Genomic DNA, 14714 nt, shown 5'->3' with positions numbered 1-14714 from the left:
GAGTCGGGCCGGGGGCGTGAGATCGTCATCGCCTGCAACGGCCACCCTGCCGCCCGGCCCGTGGCACGCCACTCCGACACCATCATCAGGATCTGAACCTTTGGAGTTCGTCATGCGCCGATCGATTTCCCTTCTTGCCCTGCTTCCGTTCACCGCCGCGTTCGCCGCCGGTCCACAAACTACGACCCTGGCTTCGGGTGTCACCGTCGAGACCTACCGCGTCGGTGAGACGGGTACGTCGCCCACGCTGGCCGACGTGGTGCGTGTGCATTACCAGGGCACGCTCGCTGACGGCAAGGAGTTCGACAGCTCCTACAGCCGTGGTCGCCCGGCCGAGCTGCCGCTCGAAGCGTTGATTCCATGTTGGCAGGAAGTGCTGCAGCAGATGAAGCCGGGCGGCGCGGTGCGCATCGTATGTCCGCCCGAAACTGCCTACGGCAGCCGCGGCGTGCCTGGCCGCATCCCGCCTGACAGCACGCTGAACTTCGTCATCGAACTGCTTGAGATCAAGCGCTGAGGTTTGCGTCTGCGGTGGGTCACGGGTGTGGTGGGCGGTTGCGATCGGCCTGCCGCAATTCCGCCAGTTCGGCGCGGATCGCGCGCAGTTCGGCCAGCAGCGCTTCGTGGTCCATGCTCACCAGTTCGCGGGTCTGCTCCTGCTCCTCGTGCTCCACCGCGCTCATCGAATCGACCACGATGGCGATGAAGAGGTTGAGCACTGCGAAGGTGGTGAGCAGGATGAAGAGGACGAAGAAGATCCACGCGTAGGGGTAGGTCTCCATCACCGGACGGGCGATGCCCATCGACCACGACTCCAGGGTCATGACCTGGAACAGGGTGTAGAAGGACTCGCCGAGGCTGCCGAACCACTCGGGGAAGCCTGCGCCGAAGAGCTTGGTGGTCATCACGGCGGCGACATAGAACACCAGCAGCAGCAGCGTGAGCACAGAGCCCATGCCGGGGATGGCCTTGAGCAGTGCATTGACCACCTTGCGCATCGAGGGCACCACCGACACCAGGCGCAGCGCGCGCAGGATGCGCAGCGAGCGCAGCACCTGGAGGCCTTCTCCGGTAGGGGCGAGCGTGACTGCGACGATGGTGAAGTCGAACACGTTCCAGCCACTGCGGAAGAAGCGCAGACGGTAGACAAAGAGCTTGAGTGCGAGCTCGACGACGAAGATCGCCAGCGCCGTACGGTCGAGCGCGAGCAGCAGACCGCCCGCCTTCTGCATGGCGGAGGACGAGGTTTCGAGGCCGAGTGTGATCGCGTTGACGACGATCACCGCGATGATGAAGCGCTGGAAGGCGGAGGATTCGACAAGGCGTTGGAGGCTTGCGGTCATTTCAAGTCCCGGGTGTGTGTGGTTTGAGGGGGAGAGTAGGATGGAATTGCGGAGCCTCGCAGGCGGGGAACGGCTGCTTGCCAGCCTCCGTCCTGCCCCGGCTGCCGGGGCGTGTCAGCGCGTGCGTGCGAGGGGCGCTGATTTCGCCTTGCGGGCCGTGTACCACAAGCTGGCGAACATCGAGCAGGCGAGGATGGTGGCCACGACCGACAGCGACACCAGTACCGGGATCTTGAACCAGTCGACGATCAGCATCTTGGTGCCGATGAAGACCAGGATCGCGGCCAGGCCGTACTTGAGCAGCTCGAAGCGGTCGCCGAGGTCGGCGAGCAGAAAGTACATTGCGCGCAGGCCGAGGATGGCGAACAGGTTCGAGGTCAGCACGATGAAGGGGTCGGTGGTGATCGCGAAGATCGCAGGGATGCTGTCGACCGCGAAGATCACGTCGGAGATCTCGACCAGCACCAGGGCGAGGAAGAGCGGCGTCATCTTGCGCATGCCGTCGCGCATCACGAAGAAGTGCTCGCCCTCCAGCTTCTCGGTGATCGGGTAGTGGTTTCGGATCCAGCGAATGAAGGGGTTCTTGTTCAGATCCGGGTCGTGCTCGGAGAACCAGGCCATCTTGATGCCGGTGGCGATCAGGAAGGCACCGAAGATGTAAAGGACCCAGTGGAACTCGCTGATCAACCAGCTTCCGGCGAAGATCATGATGGTGCGCAGCACGATCGCGCCGACGATGCCGTATAGCAGCACGCGGCGCTGCAGTTCGAGCGGCACCGCGAAGAAGCTGAAGATCATCATCCATACGAAGACGTTGTCGACCGCGAGCGATTTCTCGACCAGATAGCCGGTGACGAAAGCGAGCGTCTGTTCGTTGGCGAACGGACGCCCGGCGCTGCCGTCGAGGTGCCACCACAGCCCGGCGGCGAACAGCATTGCCACCGTCACCCAGGCGATCGACCAGCCTGCCGCCTCCTTCAGCGACACGCGGTGCTGCTTGCCGCCGCCGAAGGCGAACAGGTCGACAAGCAGCATCGTCACCACAATGGCGGCAAAGGCCGCCCACAACCACCACGTTCCGATCGATTCCACCGCGCACTCCGCACAAAAAACGAAAAGGGCCTGCTCCCGAAGGACACAGACCCTTGCGCGCTGTGATGCACGGACCTTGCCCTAGGGCAAGGTCTTGCTTGCAACGGATTCGATCGTTGCCCCCGGCACCGGGAGACGATCTTGCGACCGGTCTGCCGTGATGACGATGCCGAGGCGAAAAAGCTACTCCCCTTGATGGGGCGCGAGTGTGTCTGGTGCACCACGGCAAAGTCAAGGGGGTTTGCGAACGCTCGCGGGGCCGCCTGGTCGACACCTGCCCGGGGCTCGGGCATGATCGCCGGCGTCCGGCGCCGTTCCCATTTCCCCACAGGCACTCTGCGCCCTCATTTCAATCGACCAGAACTCATGGAAATCGTCTTCCTCGTTGCGCTCATCGTCCTCAACGGCGTCTTCGCCATGTCCGAGATCGCGCTGGTAACTGCGCGCCGGGCACGGCTGGCACGCCTGGCGGAGGACGGTGACGGCTCGGCTGCGGTGGCAATCAAGCTCGGTGAGGATCCAACCCGATTCCTGTCGACGATCCAGATCGGTATCACATCGATCGGTATTCTCAATGGTATCGTCGGTGAAGCAGCGCTCGCCGGCCCGCTCGCCGACTGGTTGCAGGGGGTGGGCATGGAACAGCGGGTGAGCGAGATCGGCTCGACCGTGCTGGTCGTGGTGGTGATCACCTACGTCTCGATCGTGGTCGGCGAGTTGGTGCCCAAGCGTATCGGGCAACTCAACCCGGAGGGCATCGCCCGCCTGGTAGCGCGACCGATGAGCCTTCTGTCGGCGGCTTCGCGACCTTTCGTCTGGCTGCTTTCCGGCTCGACCGCGTTGATGCTGCGCCTGATGGGGCAGCGCGAAAGCGGCGGCCCGAGTGTCACCGAAGAGGAGATTCACGCCATGCTGGTCGAAGGCTCAGAGGCGGGCGTGATCGAGAAGAGCGAGCACGACATGGTACGCAACGTGTTCCGCCTCGACGACCGGCAGATCGGATCGCTGATGGTGCCGCGCGCCGACATCGTCGCCCTCGACGTCGAGCGTCCGCTTGCGGAAAACCTCGAACTGGTCGCGGCGGTGTCCTTCTCGAGCTTCCCCGTGTGCCGCGGCGGTCTCGATGACATCCTGGGCATCGCCAGCACCAAGCAACTCTTCAACCAGTCGCTGTGCGGCCAACCGATCGACCTGATGCGCGACCTGCTGCCTGCCGTCTACGTGCCCGAATCGCTCACCGGCATGGAACTCCTCGATCAGTTTCGTGCTTCGGGCACCTATTCGGTGTTCGTCATCGACGAGTACGGCGAGATCCAGGGCATGGTCACGCTGCACGACGTGATCGAGTCGGTGACCGGTGAGTTCCTGCCGCAGGGCAACGAGGAAGAGGCCTGGGCGGTGCAGCGTGAGGATGGTTCCTGGCTGCTCGAGGGGCTGATCCCGATCGTCGAACTGAAGGACCGGCTCGGCATCCGGACGGTGCCGGAAGAGGAGAAGGGGCGCTACCACACCCTGTCGGGCATGGTCATGTGGTTGCTCGGGCGCGTGCCCAACACGGGCGACATCGCTACCTGGGAGAACTGGCGCTTCGAGGTCGTCGACCTCGACGGCAAGCGCATCGACAAGGTGCTGGCGACCGCGCTGCCGGCGGCACCCGAAGAGCAGGCGAAGGCAGCGTCGCCGCTCGAGGGGGGTGAGGCGGCATGATCGACCAGGTCGCCGAAAAAATCGCTCGCCGCGTCATCCTCGCGTTCGTGCTCGGCGGCCTGTTGCTGCTGAGCTATGCGGTGCTGCACATGTTCATCGTTCCAGTAGCGTGGGCGGTAATCATCGCCTTCGCGACCTGGCCGGCCTATCGGCGCCTGCGTGCGGCCATGCCGCGCTATCCGACCTCGAGCGCGCTGCTGATGACGCTGCTGCTGAGCACTGCCTTCGTGCTGCCGGCGCTGTGGATCGGCATGCTGCTGCAGAGCGAGCTGGCGCTGGCGATCGCTGCGATGACGGCACAGATCAAGCAGGGTGCGCTGGTTCTGCCGGAGTTCGTTCGCACCCTGCCGTGGGTGGGGGATGCGCTGCAGGGCCTGCTCGACGAGCTCACACACGACCCCGAAGCACTCAAGGCGCAACTGACCGACTGGGTGCGGCGCGGCAGCGATCAGGTTGTGGCGCTGATCGGCGACGTCGGTCGCAACGCAGCCAAGCTGGGCTTCGCGCTTATCACGGTGTTCTTCCTGTATCGCGATGGCGACCGCGTGCTGTCCCAGGTGCATGGGGTGCTGCGCCATTTCCTCGGCGAGCGTGTCGATTCCTACCTGGGCGCGGTCGGCGGCATGACCAAGGCCGTAGTCTGGGGGCTGATCGTGACCGCGATCGGCCAGGGTTTCGTTGCGGGCCTGGGGTACTGGTGGGCGGGCGTGGCGGCGCCGGTGCTGTTCGGCGCGGTGACCGCGGTGATCGCGATGGTGCCCTTCGGCACGCCCTTCGCGTGGGGTTCGATCGGCATCTGGCTGCTGGTGACCGGGAACACGGTCGAGGGTGTGGGCCTGCTGCTGTGGGGTGCGCTGGTGGTGAGCTGGGTGGACAACCTCATCCGCCCGCTGGTGATCAGCAGCGCGACGCGCATTCCCTTCCTGCTCGTGATGTTCGGCGTGCTCGGCGGACTGGCGGCGTTCGGGCTGGTCGGGCTGTTCCTCGGCCCGGTCGTGCTCGCGGTGCTGATGGCGGTGTGGCGCGAGTGGATTGATGAGTCCGAGTTCGGGCGGTTGACCGGCGTGCAGCCGCCCGCGGTCGAGGACACGGGCGGGGAGCAGGCGCCGCGCTGAGCGATGGCCCGCCCGGGTGCCGGCTCAGGCGCCGTACTTGCGTACCAGCGTGTCGTGCAGGGCGACGAATTCCTGTGCGAGCTTGTGCTTCGGGTCGAGGTGGATCATCGGCTTGGCCTGTTCGTGCGATTCCTTGATCTTCACCGAAGCCGACAGGTAGGGCTGCAACACCGGCAGGCCTTCGTCGATCAACTCCTGCACCACCTTCTGCGGCAGGCTTGCGCGGGGCTGGAACTGGTTGACCACGATGCCCTCGATCTCGAGCTTGCGGTTGTGGTCGGAGCGGATCTCCTGCACGTTCTCGAGCAGCGAATACAGCGCCTTGCGCGAGAATTCGTCGCAATCGAAGGGGATCAGGCAGGCATCGGCCGCGATCAGCGCCGAGCGCGTGAAGAAGTTCAGCGCCGGCGGGGTGTCGATGTACACGCAGTCGAAATCTTGCGCCAGTTCTTCCAGGGCATCGCGCAGCTTGTAGATCTTGTAGCGCGATTCGAGCTTGCCTTGCAGTTCCTCGAGCTGGGGGTGCGAGGGCATCACGTGCAGGCGCTCGAACGGGCTGGCGACGATGAATTCTTCGGTGTCGCGCGGGTTCAGCTTGAAGTTCAGCGTCTGGTCGAAGAAGTCGGCGAGCGTTGCTTGCAGATCCTCGCCGCTGGCGCCGAGCAGATACTGCGTGGAGTTGCCTTGCGGGTCGAGATCGACGACGAGGGTGCGCTTGCCCTGCTGGGCGCTGATTGCCGCCAGGTTGCAGGCGATGGTGGATTTGCCGACCCCGCCCTTCTGATTGAACACCACTCGACGCATGCGTTTCTCCCCGTTATGGCTGCGGTTTCGGCCTGGCGCCGCTGCCGCAGCCCGCATTCTGCCAAAACATGGGGCGCTCGGGGGGCGCGGAAAATGCCTCGCCGATATGCGGCAGTGCACATGAGCCCTGCCCAAGGGGGTGCCGCTGCGGTAAACTTTCGCGACGTCAATCGAGGCCGTTCCCGCGCTCGGGGTTTCAAGACCCCCCGGATGCGAACAACAACAAGCAAGCCTTGCGAACATCCCGAACGATGCATGCGTGTCCGAGCTGCCCGGCCGGCACGTGCCGCGCTGGTCGTCGCCGACCGGCGCCGCGCCACCATACCGCCACAAAACACACCTCACTGCTGAAGAGGGTAGATCATGGATCAGGATTTCATCGCCGCAGCGCTCGACTATCACCGCTCCCCCACCCGCGGCAAGATTTCGGTCGTGCCCACCAAGGGCCTCACCAACCAGCGCGACCTTGCGCTCGCCTATTCGCCCGGCGTCGCCGCGGCCTGCGACGCGATCGTCGCCGACCCCGCCGAAGCCTTCGAACTGACCAGCCGCGGTAACCTCGTCGCCGTCGTGACCAACGGCACCGCCGTGCTGGGACTGGGCAACATCGGCCCGCTCGCTGCCAAGCCGGTGATGGAAGGCAAGGGCTGCCTGTTCAAGAAGTTCGCCAATATCGACGTCTTCGACATCGAACTCGCCGAGAACGACCCCGACAAGCTGATCGAGATCATCGCTTCGCTCGAGCCCACGCTGGGCGGCATCAACCTCGAGGACATCAAGGCGCCGGAGTGCTTCTACATCGAGAAGAAACTGCGTGAGCGCATGAAGATTCCGGTCTTCCACGACGATCAGCACGGTACCGCCATCATCTCCGCCGCCGGCCTCGTCAACGGCCTCAAGGTGGTGGAGAAGGACATTGCAGAAGTCAAGCTGGTGTGCTCCGGGGCCGGCGCTGCGGCGATCGCATGCCTCGACATGATGGTCAGCGTGGGCCTGCGCCGCGAGAACATCTACGTCTGCGACTCCAAGGGTGTCATCTGGGAAGGCCGCGAAGCCAACATGGAGCCGACCAAGGCGCGCTATGCGCAAAAGACCGACGCACGCACGCTGGGCGACGTGATCGCCGGCGCCGACGTCTTCCTGGGGCTGTCCACCGCTGGGGTGCTCAAGCCCGAGATGGTGGCGAAGATGGCCGACAAGCCGCTGATCTTCGCGCTCGCCAACCCCAATCCCGAGATCCTGCCGGCCGACGCCAAGGCCGTGCGCCCGGACTGCATCATCGCGACCGGCCGTTCGGACTTCCCGAATCAGGTCAATAACGTGCTGTGCTTCCCCTTCATCTTCCGCGGTGCGCTGGACGTGGGCGCCACCACGATCAACGAGGAGATGAAGCTGGCCTGCGTGAAGGCGATCGCCGAGCTGGCCGAAGCCGAGGCCAGCGACATCGTGGCGAGCGCCTACGGCGGACAGGAGCTGAGCTTCGGCGCCGAGTACATCATCCCGAAGCCCTTTGATCCGCGCCTGATCGTCAAGATCGCGCCTGCGGTGGCGAAGGCCGCGATGGATTCGGGGGTTGCGACCAAACCGATCGAGGACTTCGATGCCTACGTGTCGAGCCTGAACGCCTTCGTCTATCAGTCCGGCATCGTCATGAAGCCGGTGTTCGCCGCAGCCAAGGAGGTGCCGGCCGAGCAGAAGCGCGTGATCTACGCCGAGGGCGAGGACGAGCGCGTGCTGCATGCAGTGCGCGTGGTGCTGGACGAGGGGATTGCCAAGCCGATCCTGATCGGCCGCCCCGAGGTGATCGAGATGCGCATCAAGAAGCTCGGCCTGATCCTGCAGCCCGGGCGCGACTTCGAGGTGGTTAACCCGGAGTCCGATCCGCGCTACCGCGAGTTGTGGACCGAATACCACCGCCTGATGAGCCGTGACGGCGTGACCCCCGAAGTGGCGAAGGCCAAGATCCGCCGCGACACCACGCTGATCGGCGCCATGCTGCTGCGCCGCGGCGATGCGGATGCGCTCGTGTGCGGCACTTTCGGCACCTACGACTACCACCTCGAGCAGGTGCGCAACGTCATCGGCCTGGCGCCGGATGCCAAGCTCTTCGCTGCCATGAACCTGCTGCTGCTGCCCAAGCGCATGCTCGCGATCGCCGACACCTATGTGAACGAATCGCCGAGCGCCGAGGAGATCGCCGAGATCGCCCGCATGGCGGCCGCGGAACTGCAGCGCTTCGGCATCGAGCCGAGCGTGGCGCTGCTGTCGCACTCGAGCTTCGGCAGTTCCACCTCCGCCTCGGCGCGCAAGATGCGTCGTGCCTGCGAGATCCTGCACGAGACTTCGCCGGAGCTGAACGTGGACGGTGAGATGCACGGCGATGCCGCGCTGTCGCAGGAGATCCGCGATGCGCTTTACCCGGACTCGCACCTGCAGGGGCAAGCCAACCTGCTGGTGATGCCGAACCTCGATGCGGCGAATATCTCCTTCAACCTGATGAAGGTGGCCAATGGAGACGGCGTCTCGGTTGGACCGATGCTGCTCGGCGCGGCGAAGGCGGTGCATATCCTCACGCCGTCGGCGACCGTCCGCCGGCTGGTGAACATCACCGCGCTGGCGGTGGTCGACGCCAAGGAAACGCGCGCCAGTCAGGGTTGATGCGCACGGGGCGCATGGGCTCCGTGGATATCCTTCATCGTTGGGGCAGTCCTGTTTGGGGCTGCCCCGCTTTGTTTTCTGACCTTCCGTGCTTTCTCCTTTTCCGATGATGAACGGCTCTCGATCCGCTCGCTTCCTGCGCCTCCCGGGGTGCGCGCTCGCGCTGCTCCTGTGTGCGCTACCCGCAGCCGCCGCGGACTGGCTGCTTGCCGCTGCCGACCCCCAGGCGGTGCCCGGACAGAACTTCGAGCTCGTAGTGGTGGGCGGGGCCGGCGAGGATGCGAGCCACTGGCCGCAACGTCTGCCCGCCACGATCCAACTTCCCGGTGCGGGGCCGCGGATCGCCTTGCACCTGGTTGCGATCGGGCCGGTCGAGGCGGGGGCCACCCAGCGGCGCTACTTCGTACGCTGGCCGATGGAGGTGACGGGCGTGGTCCGTATCGTGCTCGATGAGCATTCCTCTGCGCGCCTGCTCGTCGACGCCAGGGCGGACACGCAGCGCGTGGAGCCAGCCGCGGTGCAGGCGGAGCAGGGCCTCGACCCGCTCGCTCCTGTAGCAGCGGTGGCGCCGGATGCGGCGCCCGTCGAGCCTTCGGCCATCGGTTTCCATGAACCGATGTACTTCCTCGTCGGTGGCAAGGATCCGACATCTGCCCGCTTCCAGTTCAGTTTCAGATACCGGATCTTTGACGCCCACGGGGTGGTGGCAGAGAAGATTCCGGTGGCTCGCGGCCTCTATTTCGGCTTTACCCAGACTTCGCTGTGGGATCTGGAGTCCGAATCCAAGCCGTTCCGCGATTCGAGCTTTCGCCCGTCGTTGTTCTACCGCTTGGCGCTGGACGATCCCGACCGTCGCGGTTCGCTTGCGCTCTACGGGGGTTACGAGCACGAGTCGAATGGCCGGGAGGACAGACCCTCGCGCAGCATCGATACCTTGTTCCTTCGCGCCGATGCACGCTTGCGGCTCGACGATAAGGGAACCTACCTTGGCATCGCCCCCAAGCTCTGGACCTACCTGGATCGCGAGGACAACCCGGACATTGCGCGCTACCGCGGCTATGGTGAACTCGGTCTGCGCCTCGGGCGCGACGACGGGTTGATGTTCTCTACGCTGCTGCGTCGTGGCACGGCCGGCAAGATGGGGGCGCAATACGACCTCTCCTATCCGATCCGGCGCAGCGTGTTCTCGGGGGTGGGGGCCTTCGTGCACGTGCAGGCGTACAAGGGATATGGTGAGACCCTGCTCGAGTACGACGAGAACAAGGAAACGCAGTTCAGGGTCGGCGTTTCGCTGGTACGCTGACTGCCCCCAAGGCCTGCCGCAGGGCGCCTGCGGCGCACAGGACAGAGAAGGAGAATCCGATGACCCATGCCATCCGCTTTCACCGCACCGGCAGCCCAGAAGTGTTGCAGTGGGAGGCGGTCGATCTGCCGCCGCCCACCGCGGGCGAGGTGCGTCTGCGCCACCATGCCGTCGGGCTGAATTTCATAGACACCTATCATCGCAGCGGGCTCTATCCGCTGCCACTGCCTTCCGGCATCGGTCTGGAGGCTGCCGGCGTGGTCGAGGCGGTGGGCGAGGGCGTGGACGCGTTCGCACCGGGCGACCGCGTCGCCTACACCAGCGGGCCGCTCGGCGCCTATGCCGAGGCGCGCAACATCGAGGCCCGCCATCTGGTTCGCCTGCCCGAGAACATCTCCTTCGAGCAGGGTGCGGCGATGATGCTGCAGGGGATCACCGCCCACTATCTGCTGCATGCCACTTACCCGGTGAAGGCGGGCGAAACTATCCTGGTCCATGCCGCGGCCGGCGGTGTGGGTTCGATCCTGGTGCAGTGGGCCAAGCTGCTCGGTGCCACCGTGATCGGCACGGTGGGCAACGAGGAGAAGGCCGTGCGTGCGCGGGCGCTGGGTTGCGACCACGTCATCGTGTACAGCCGCGAGGACTTCGTCGGCCGTGTACGTGAGATCACCGCGGGCGAGGGGGTGGCGGTGGTGTACGACTCGGTCGGGCGTGACACCTTCCTGCACTCGATCGCCAGCCTGCGTCGGCGCGGAACGATGGTGAGCTATGGCAATGCCACTGGCCCGGTCGCGCCCTTCGACTGCGCCTTGCTGCAGAAGTCCGGGTCGATTTTCGTGACTCGGCCAGGGCTGTTCGACTATATCGCCACCCGTGATGAGCTGTGCGAGCGTAGCGCCGCACTCTTTGAGGTGGTGGGCAGCGGTAGGCTCCGGGTCGAGATCAACCAACGCTATGCGCTCTCTGATGCTGCGCAGGCGCATCGCGACCTCGAAGCACGCAAGACCACGGGCTCGACGATCCTGCTGCCCTGAAGCGGGCGCGGTGGGCGGCGGGCGCCGCCCGCCCGGGGCGGGTGCAAAAGGTGTAACGGAGTCGTTATCGGGCGCCGGTCCTTGCGCCCGCCTCGGGTAAAATTTGCGCCATGAATCCTGCAGCCCACCCTCCGGCCGAATCGAGCCTGGCGCCGAGCGCACCGCGCTTCGTACACCTCCGGGTCCACTCCGAATACTCGATCACCGACGGCATCGTCCAGCTCGACCAGGCGATCGCCGCCGCCGTCGAAGACGGCATGCCGGCGCTCGGCATGTCGGATCTGGCCAATCTGTTCGGCATGGTCAAGTTCTACAAGGGCGCGCGCGGCAAGGGCATCAAGCCCATCGTCGGCGTGGATGCCTGGATCCAGAACGAGGCCGAACGCGACAAGCCCCACCGCGTGCTGCTGATCTGCAGGAACCGCGCGGGCTATGGTCAGCTGTGCGAGCTGCTCACGCGCGCCTACCTCGAGAACAAGCACCGCAGCCGCGCCGAGATGCGCCGTGAGTGGTTCGAGGGCGGCGCCGCCAGCGAGCTGCTGTGCCTGTCGGGCGCGATGAGCGGCGACATCGGCGCGGCGATCGCCGCCGGCAACCTCGCGCTCGCCGAGCAGCTCGCCGCCGACTGGGCGCGACTGTTCCCGGACGCTTTCTACATCGAGCTTCAGCGCGCCGGGCACCCCGGCACAGAGGGCTACATCCGCCACGCTGTGGACATCGCCGGCCGGCTCGGCCTGCCGGTGGTGGCCACGCACCCGGTGCAGTTCCTCAAGCGCGACGACTTCAAGGCCCACGAGGCGCGGGTGTGCATCGCGCAGGGCTACGTGCTGGCCGACAAACGCCGGCCGCGCGACTTCACCGAGGAGCAGTACCTCAAGAGCCAGGCGGAGATGTGCGAACTCTTCGCCGACCTGCCCGAGGCGCTCGAGAACGCGGTCGAGATCGCGCGCCGCTGCTCGTTGACGGTGCAGCTGGGCAAGAACTTCCTGCCGCTGTTCCCGACCCCCGAGGGCATGACGCTCGATGACTTCCTGGTCGCGGAGGCGAAGAAAGGCCTGGAAGAGCGCCTCGTCCAGCTCTACCCGCACCCCGAGGAGCGCGAGCAGCAGCGCCCGCGCTACGAGCAGCGGCTCAAGTTCGAGACCGACACCATCATCCAGATGGGCTTCCCCGGCTATTTCCTGATCGTGGCCGACTTCATCCAGTGGGGCAAGAACAACGGCGTGCCGGTCGGCCCGGGGCGCGGTTCGGGCGCGGGCTCGCTGGTGGCCTATTCGCTCAAGATCACCGACATCGACCCGCTCGAGTACGCGCTGCTGTTCGAGCGCTTCCTGAACCCCGAGCGGGTGTCGATGCCCGACTTCGACATCGACTTCTGCCAGGACAACCGCTACCGCGTCATCGAGTACGTGCGCGAGCGCTACGGCAAGGACGCGGTGAGCCAGATCGCCACCTTCGGCACCATGGCCTCGAAGGCGGTGGTGCGCGACGTCGGTCGCGTGCTCGACCTGCCCTACGGCCTGTGCGACCGGCTGTCGAAGCTGATCCCGATCGAGGGCGCCAAGCCCGTCTCGCTCAACAAGGCCTACGAGATGGAGCCGCAGATCGGCGAGATGATGGCCGATGGCAACGACGGCGAGTCGGTGCGCGACCTGTGGAGCCTCGCGCAGCCGCTGGAAGGGCTATCGCGCAACGTCGGCATGCACGCCGGCGGCGTGCTGATCGCGCCCGGCAAGCTCACCGACTTCTGCCCGCTCTACATCGCCGACGGCGACGACGCCACCCCGGTGTCGCAGTTCGACAAGGACGACGTCGAGGCCGTAGGCCTGGTGAAGTTCGACTTCCTGGGGTTGCGCAACCTCACCATCATCGAGCTCGCGCTGGAGTACGTGGCGCGCCTGGAGGGCAGCCGGCCCGACCTGATGAGCCTGGGCTTCGAGGATCCTGCCGCCTACCAGATCCTGAAGGACGCCAACACCACGGCGATCTTCCAGGTCGAATCGGACGGCATGAAGAAGCTGCTGAAGAAGCTCGCGCCCGACCGCTTCGAGGACATCATCGCGGTGCTCGCGCTCTACCGGCCCGGTCCGCTCGGCTCGGGCATGGTGGACGACTTCATCCTGCGCAAGAAGGGCCAGCAGGAGATCGACTACTTCCACCCCGACCTCAAGGCCTGCCTGGAACCGACCTACGGTGTGATCGTGTACCAGGAACAGGTGATGCAGATCTCCCAGATCATCGGGGGCTACACGCTCGGTGGCGCCGACATGCTGCGCCGCGCGATGGGCAAGAAGAAGGCCGATGAGATGGCCAAGCACCGCGCCACCATCGCCGAGGGCGCGAAGCAGAAGGGCTACGATCCGGCGCTCGCCGAGCAGCTCTTTGACCTGATGACCAAGTTCGCGGAGTACGGCTTCAACAAGTCGCACACCGCGGCCTACGCGGTCGTCACCTACCACACCGCCTGGCTCAAGGCGCACCACTGCGCGGCCTTCATGGCGGCGACCATGTCGTCCGACCTGGACAACACGGACACGGTCAAGATCTTCTACGAGGACACCCTCGCCAACAGGATCGCGGTGCTGCCGCCAGACGTGAACGCCTCGGACTACCGTTTCGTTCCGGTGGACCGCAAGACCATCCGCTACGGCCTGGGCGCAGTGAAGGGCGTGGGCGAGCCGGCGGTGCGTGCGATCCTCGCCGCGCGTCAGAAGGGTGGCGCTTTCCGTGAGCTGTTCGACTTCTGCGAGCGCGTCGACCGCCGCATGGTGAACCGCCGCGTCATCGAAGCGCTGATCCGCGCCGGTGCGATGGATACGCTCTCCGGCCACGCCGGCCTGGACCGCGCGCAGTTGATGGCGACCGTGGCGCTCGCGATGGAGGCGGCCGAGCAGGCGGCGGCCAACGCGATGCAGGGCGGGCTCTTCGACCTGATGCCGGAAGCTGCCGGCGCGGCGCCCGCGTTCGCGAAGATTCGCCCGTGGAGCGAACGCGAGCGGCTCAAGGAAGAAAAGCTCGCGATCGGCTTTTTCCTTTCCGGACATCCCTTCAACGCCTTCAAGCCCGAGGTACGGCGCTTCGTGCGCCGCACGCTGGCTCAGCTCGAACCCTCGCGCGACATCACCATGCTCGCCGGCGTGGTCATGGAACAGCGCACCAAGGTCGGCAGCCGCGGCAAGATGGCCTTCGTGCAGATCGATGACGGTACCGAGCCGCGTGAAGTCACGGTGTATTCCGAGGTGCTCGATGCCAGCCGCGGCAAGATCGTCACCGACGAAGTGGTCGTGGTCGAGGCCAAGGTCAGCAACGACGACTTCTCCGGCGGGCTGCGCATCATCGCCGACCGCATCCTGACGCTCGGCGAGGCGCGCAGCCGCTTTGCGCGTGCGTTGGCCCTGCGCATCAACGGCGAGGTGGGCGCAAGCGGTGGCCCGGTGGCTGCGGCCGGCAAGTTGCAGACCCTGCTCGAGCCTTTCCGCGAAGGCGGTTGCCCGATCCGGGTGAGCTACCGCAACCAGGCCGCCGAGGCCGAACTGCCGCTCGGCGACGAGTGGCGGGTGCGGCTGGAAGACGCGCTGCTGGAAAGCCTGCGCGACTGGTTGGCGCCGGAGGCCGTCGAGGTGATCTACCAGTAAGGCGCGGGACCGGGGCGGCAGAT

10 protein-coding genes are annotated in these 14714 nt (G+C 65.8%); 7 read left to right on the top strand and 3 right to left on the bottom strand.

All coding sequences use genetic code 11. The features are described 5' to 3' along the window. Window positions 1-112: 112 nt before the first annotated feature. Window positions 113-517 carry an FKBP-type peptidyl-prolyl cis-trans isomerase gene (locus ACUH78_RS09700; RefSeq protein WP_445333346.1) on the top strand — a complete coding sequence of 135 codons (405 nt, stop codon included), beginning with the start codon at window positions 113-115 and terminating at the stop codon, window positions 515-517. Window positions 518-536: 19 nt separating this feature from the next. On the opposite strand, the gene ACUH78_RS09695 is transcribed toward ACUH78_RS09700, so the two are convergent. Both ACUH78_RS09695 and ACUH78_RS09690 read right to left on the bottom strand, forming a co-directional pair. Beyond that, window positions 537-1343 carry an ion transporter gene (locus tag ACUH78_RS09695; RefSeq protein WP_445333345.1) on the bottom strand — a complete coding sequence of 269 codons (807 nt, stop codon included), beginning with the start codon at window positions 1341-1343 and terminating at the stop codon, window positions 537-539. A 114-nt stretch (window positions 1344-1457) separates the two neighbouring features. Continuing rightward, complete coding sequence (locus ACUH78_RS09690; protein ID WP_435749650.1) at window positions 1458-2435, bottom strand: TerC family protein; 978 nt, start codon at window positions 2433-2435, stop codon at window positions 1458-1460. Between the two features lie 366 nt (window positions 2436-2801). Here ACUH78_RS09690 and ACUH78_RS09685 point away from each other — a divergent pair, with 366 nt between their 5' ends. Both ACUH78_RS09685 and ACUH78_RS09680 read left to right on the top strand, forming a co-directional pair. Beyond that, window positions 2802-4142: a hemolysin family protein gene (locus ACUH78_RS09685; protein ID WP_445333344.1), complete on the top strand. Its 1341-nt coding sequence runs from the start codon at window positions 2802-2804 to the stop codon at window positions 4140-4142. Then, window positions 4139-5257: an AI-2E family transporter gene (locus ACUH78_RS09680; RefSeq protein WP_445333343.1), complete on the top strand. Its 1119-nt coding sequence runs from the start codon at window positions 4139-4141 to the stop codon at window positions 5255-5257. Before ACUH78_RS09685 ends, ACUH78_RS09680 begins: the two co-directional genes overlap by 4 nt. Before the next feature lie 24 nt (window positions 5258-5281). Here the strand turns inward: ACUH78_RS09680 and ACUH78_RS09675 are convergent, their stop codons facing one another. Then, window positions 5282-6061: a ParA family protein gene (locus ACUH78_RS09675; protein ID WP_445333342.1), complete on the bottom strand. Its 780-nt coding sequence runs from the start codon at window positions 6059-6061 to the stop codon at window positions 5282-5284. 363 nt (window positions 6062-6424) lie between these two features. Between ACUH78_RS09675 and ACUH78_RS09670 the strand changes: the two genes are divergently transcribed. The 4 genes from ACUH78_RS09670 (at window position 6425) to dnaE (ending at window position 14691) form a co-directional block, all read left to right on the top strand. After that, window positions 6425-8719 (top strand): NADP-dependent malic enzyme, encoded by a 2295-nt coding sequence (locus ACUH78_RS09670; RefSeq protein WP_418364986.1) that lies wholly within the window; start codon window positions 6425-6427, stop codon window positions 8717-8719. Between the two features lie 88 nt (window positions 8720-8807). Further along, window positions 8808-10022 (top strand): phospholipase A, encoded by a 1215-nt coding sequence (locus tag ACUH78_RS09665; RefSeq protein WP_445333341.1) that lies wholly within the window; start codon window positions 8808-8810, stop codon window positions 10020-10022. A 59-nt stretch (window positions 10023-10081) separates the two neighbouring features. Next, window positions 10082-11056, top strand: coding sequence for a quinone oxidoreductase family protein (locus ACUH78_RS09660; RefSeq protein ID WP_445333340.1), 975 nt, complete (start codon window positions 10082-10084; stop codon window positions 11054-11056). Between the two features lie 110 nt (window positions 11057-11166). Further along, window positions 11167-14691 carry a DNA polymerase III subunit alpha gene (dnaE, locus tag ACUH78_RS09655; RefSeq protein ID WP_445333339.1) on the top strand — a complete coding sequence of 1175 codons (3525 nt, stop codon included), beginning with the start codon at window positions 11167-11169 and terminating at the stop codon, window positions 14689-14691. Window positions 14692-14714 lie beyond the last annotated feature (23 nt).

The sequence above is a fragment of the Thauera sp. ZXT1-4 genome, assembly GCF_052598215.2.
Note: the sequence above shows the minus strand (reverse complement) of the source record. Positions and strands in the feature narration are given on the sequence as shown.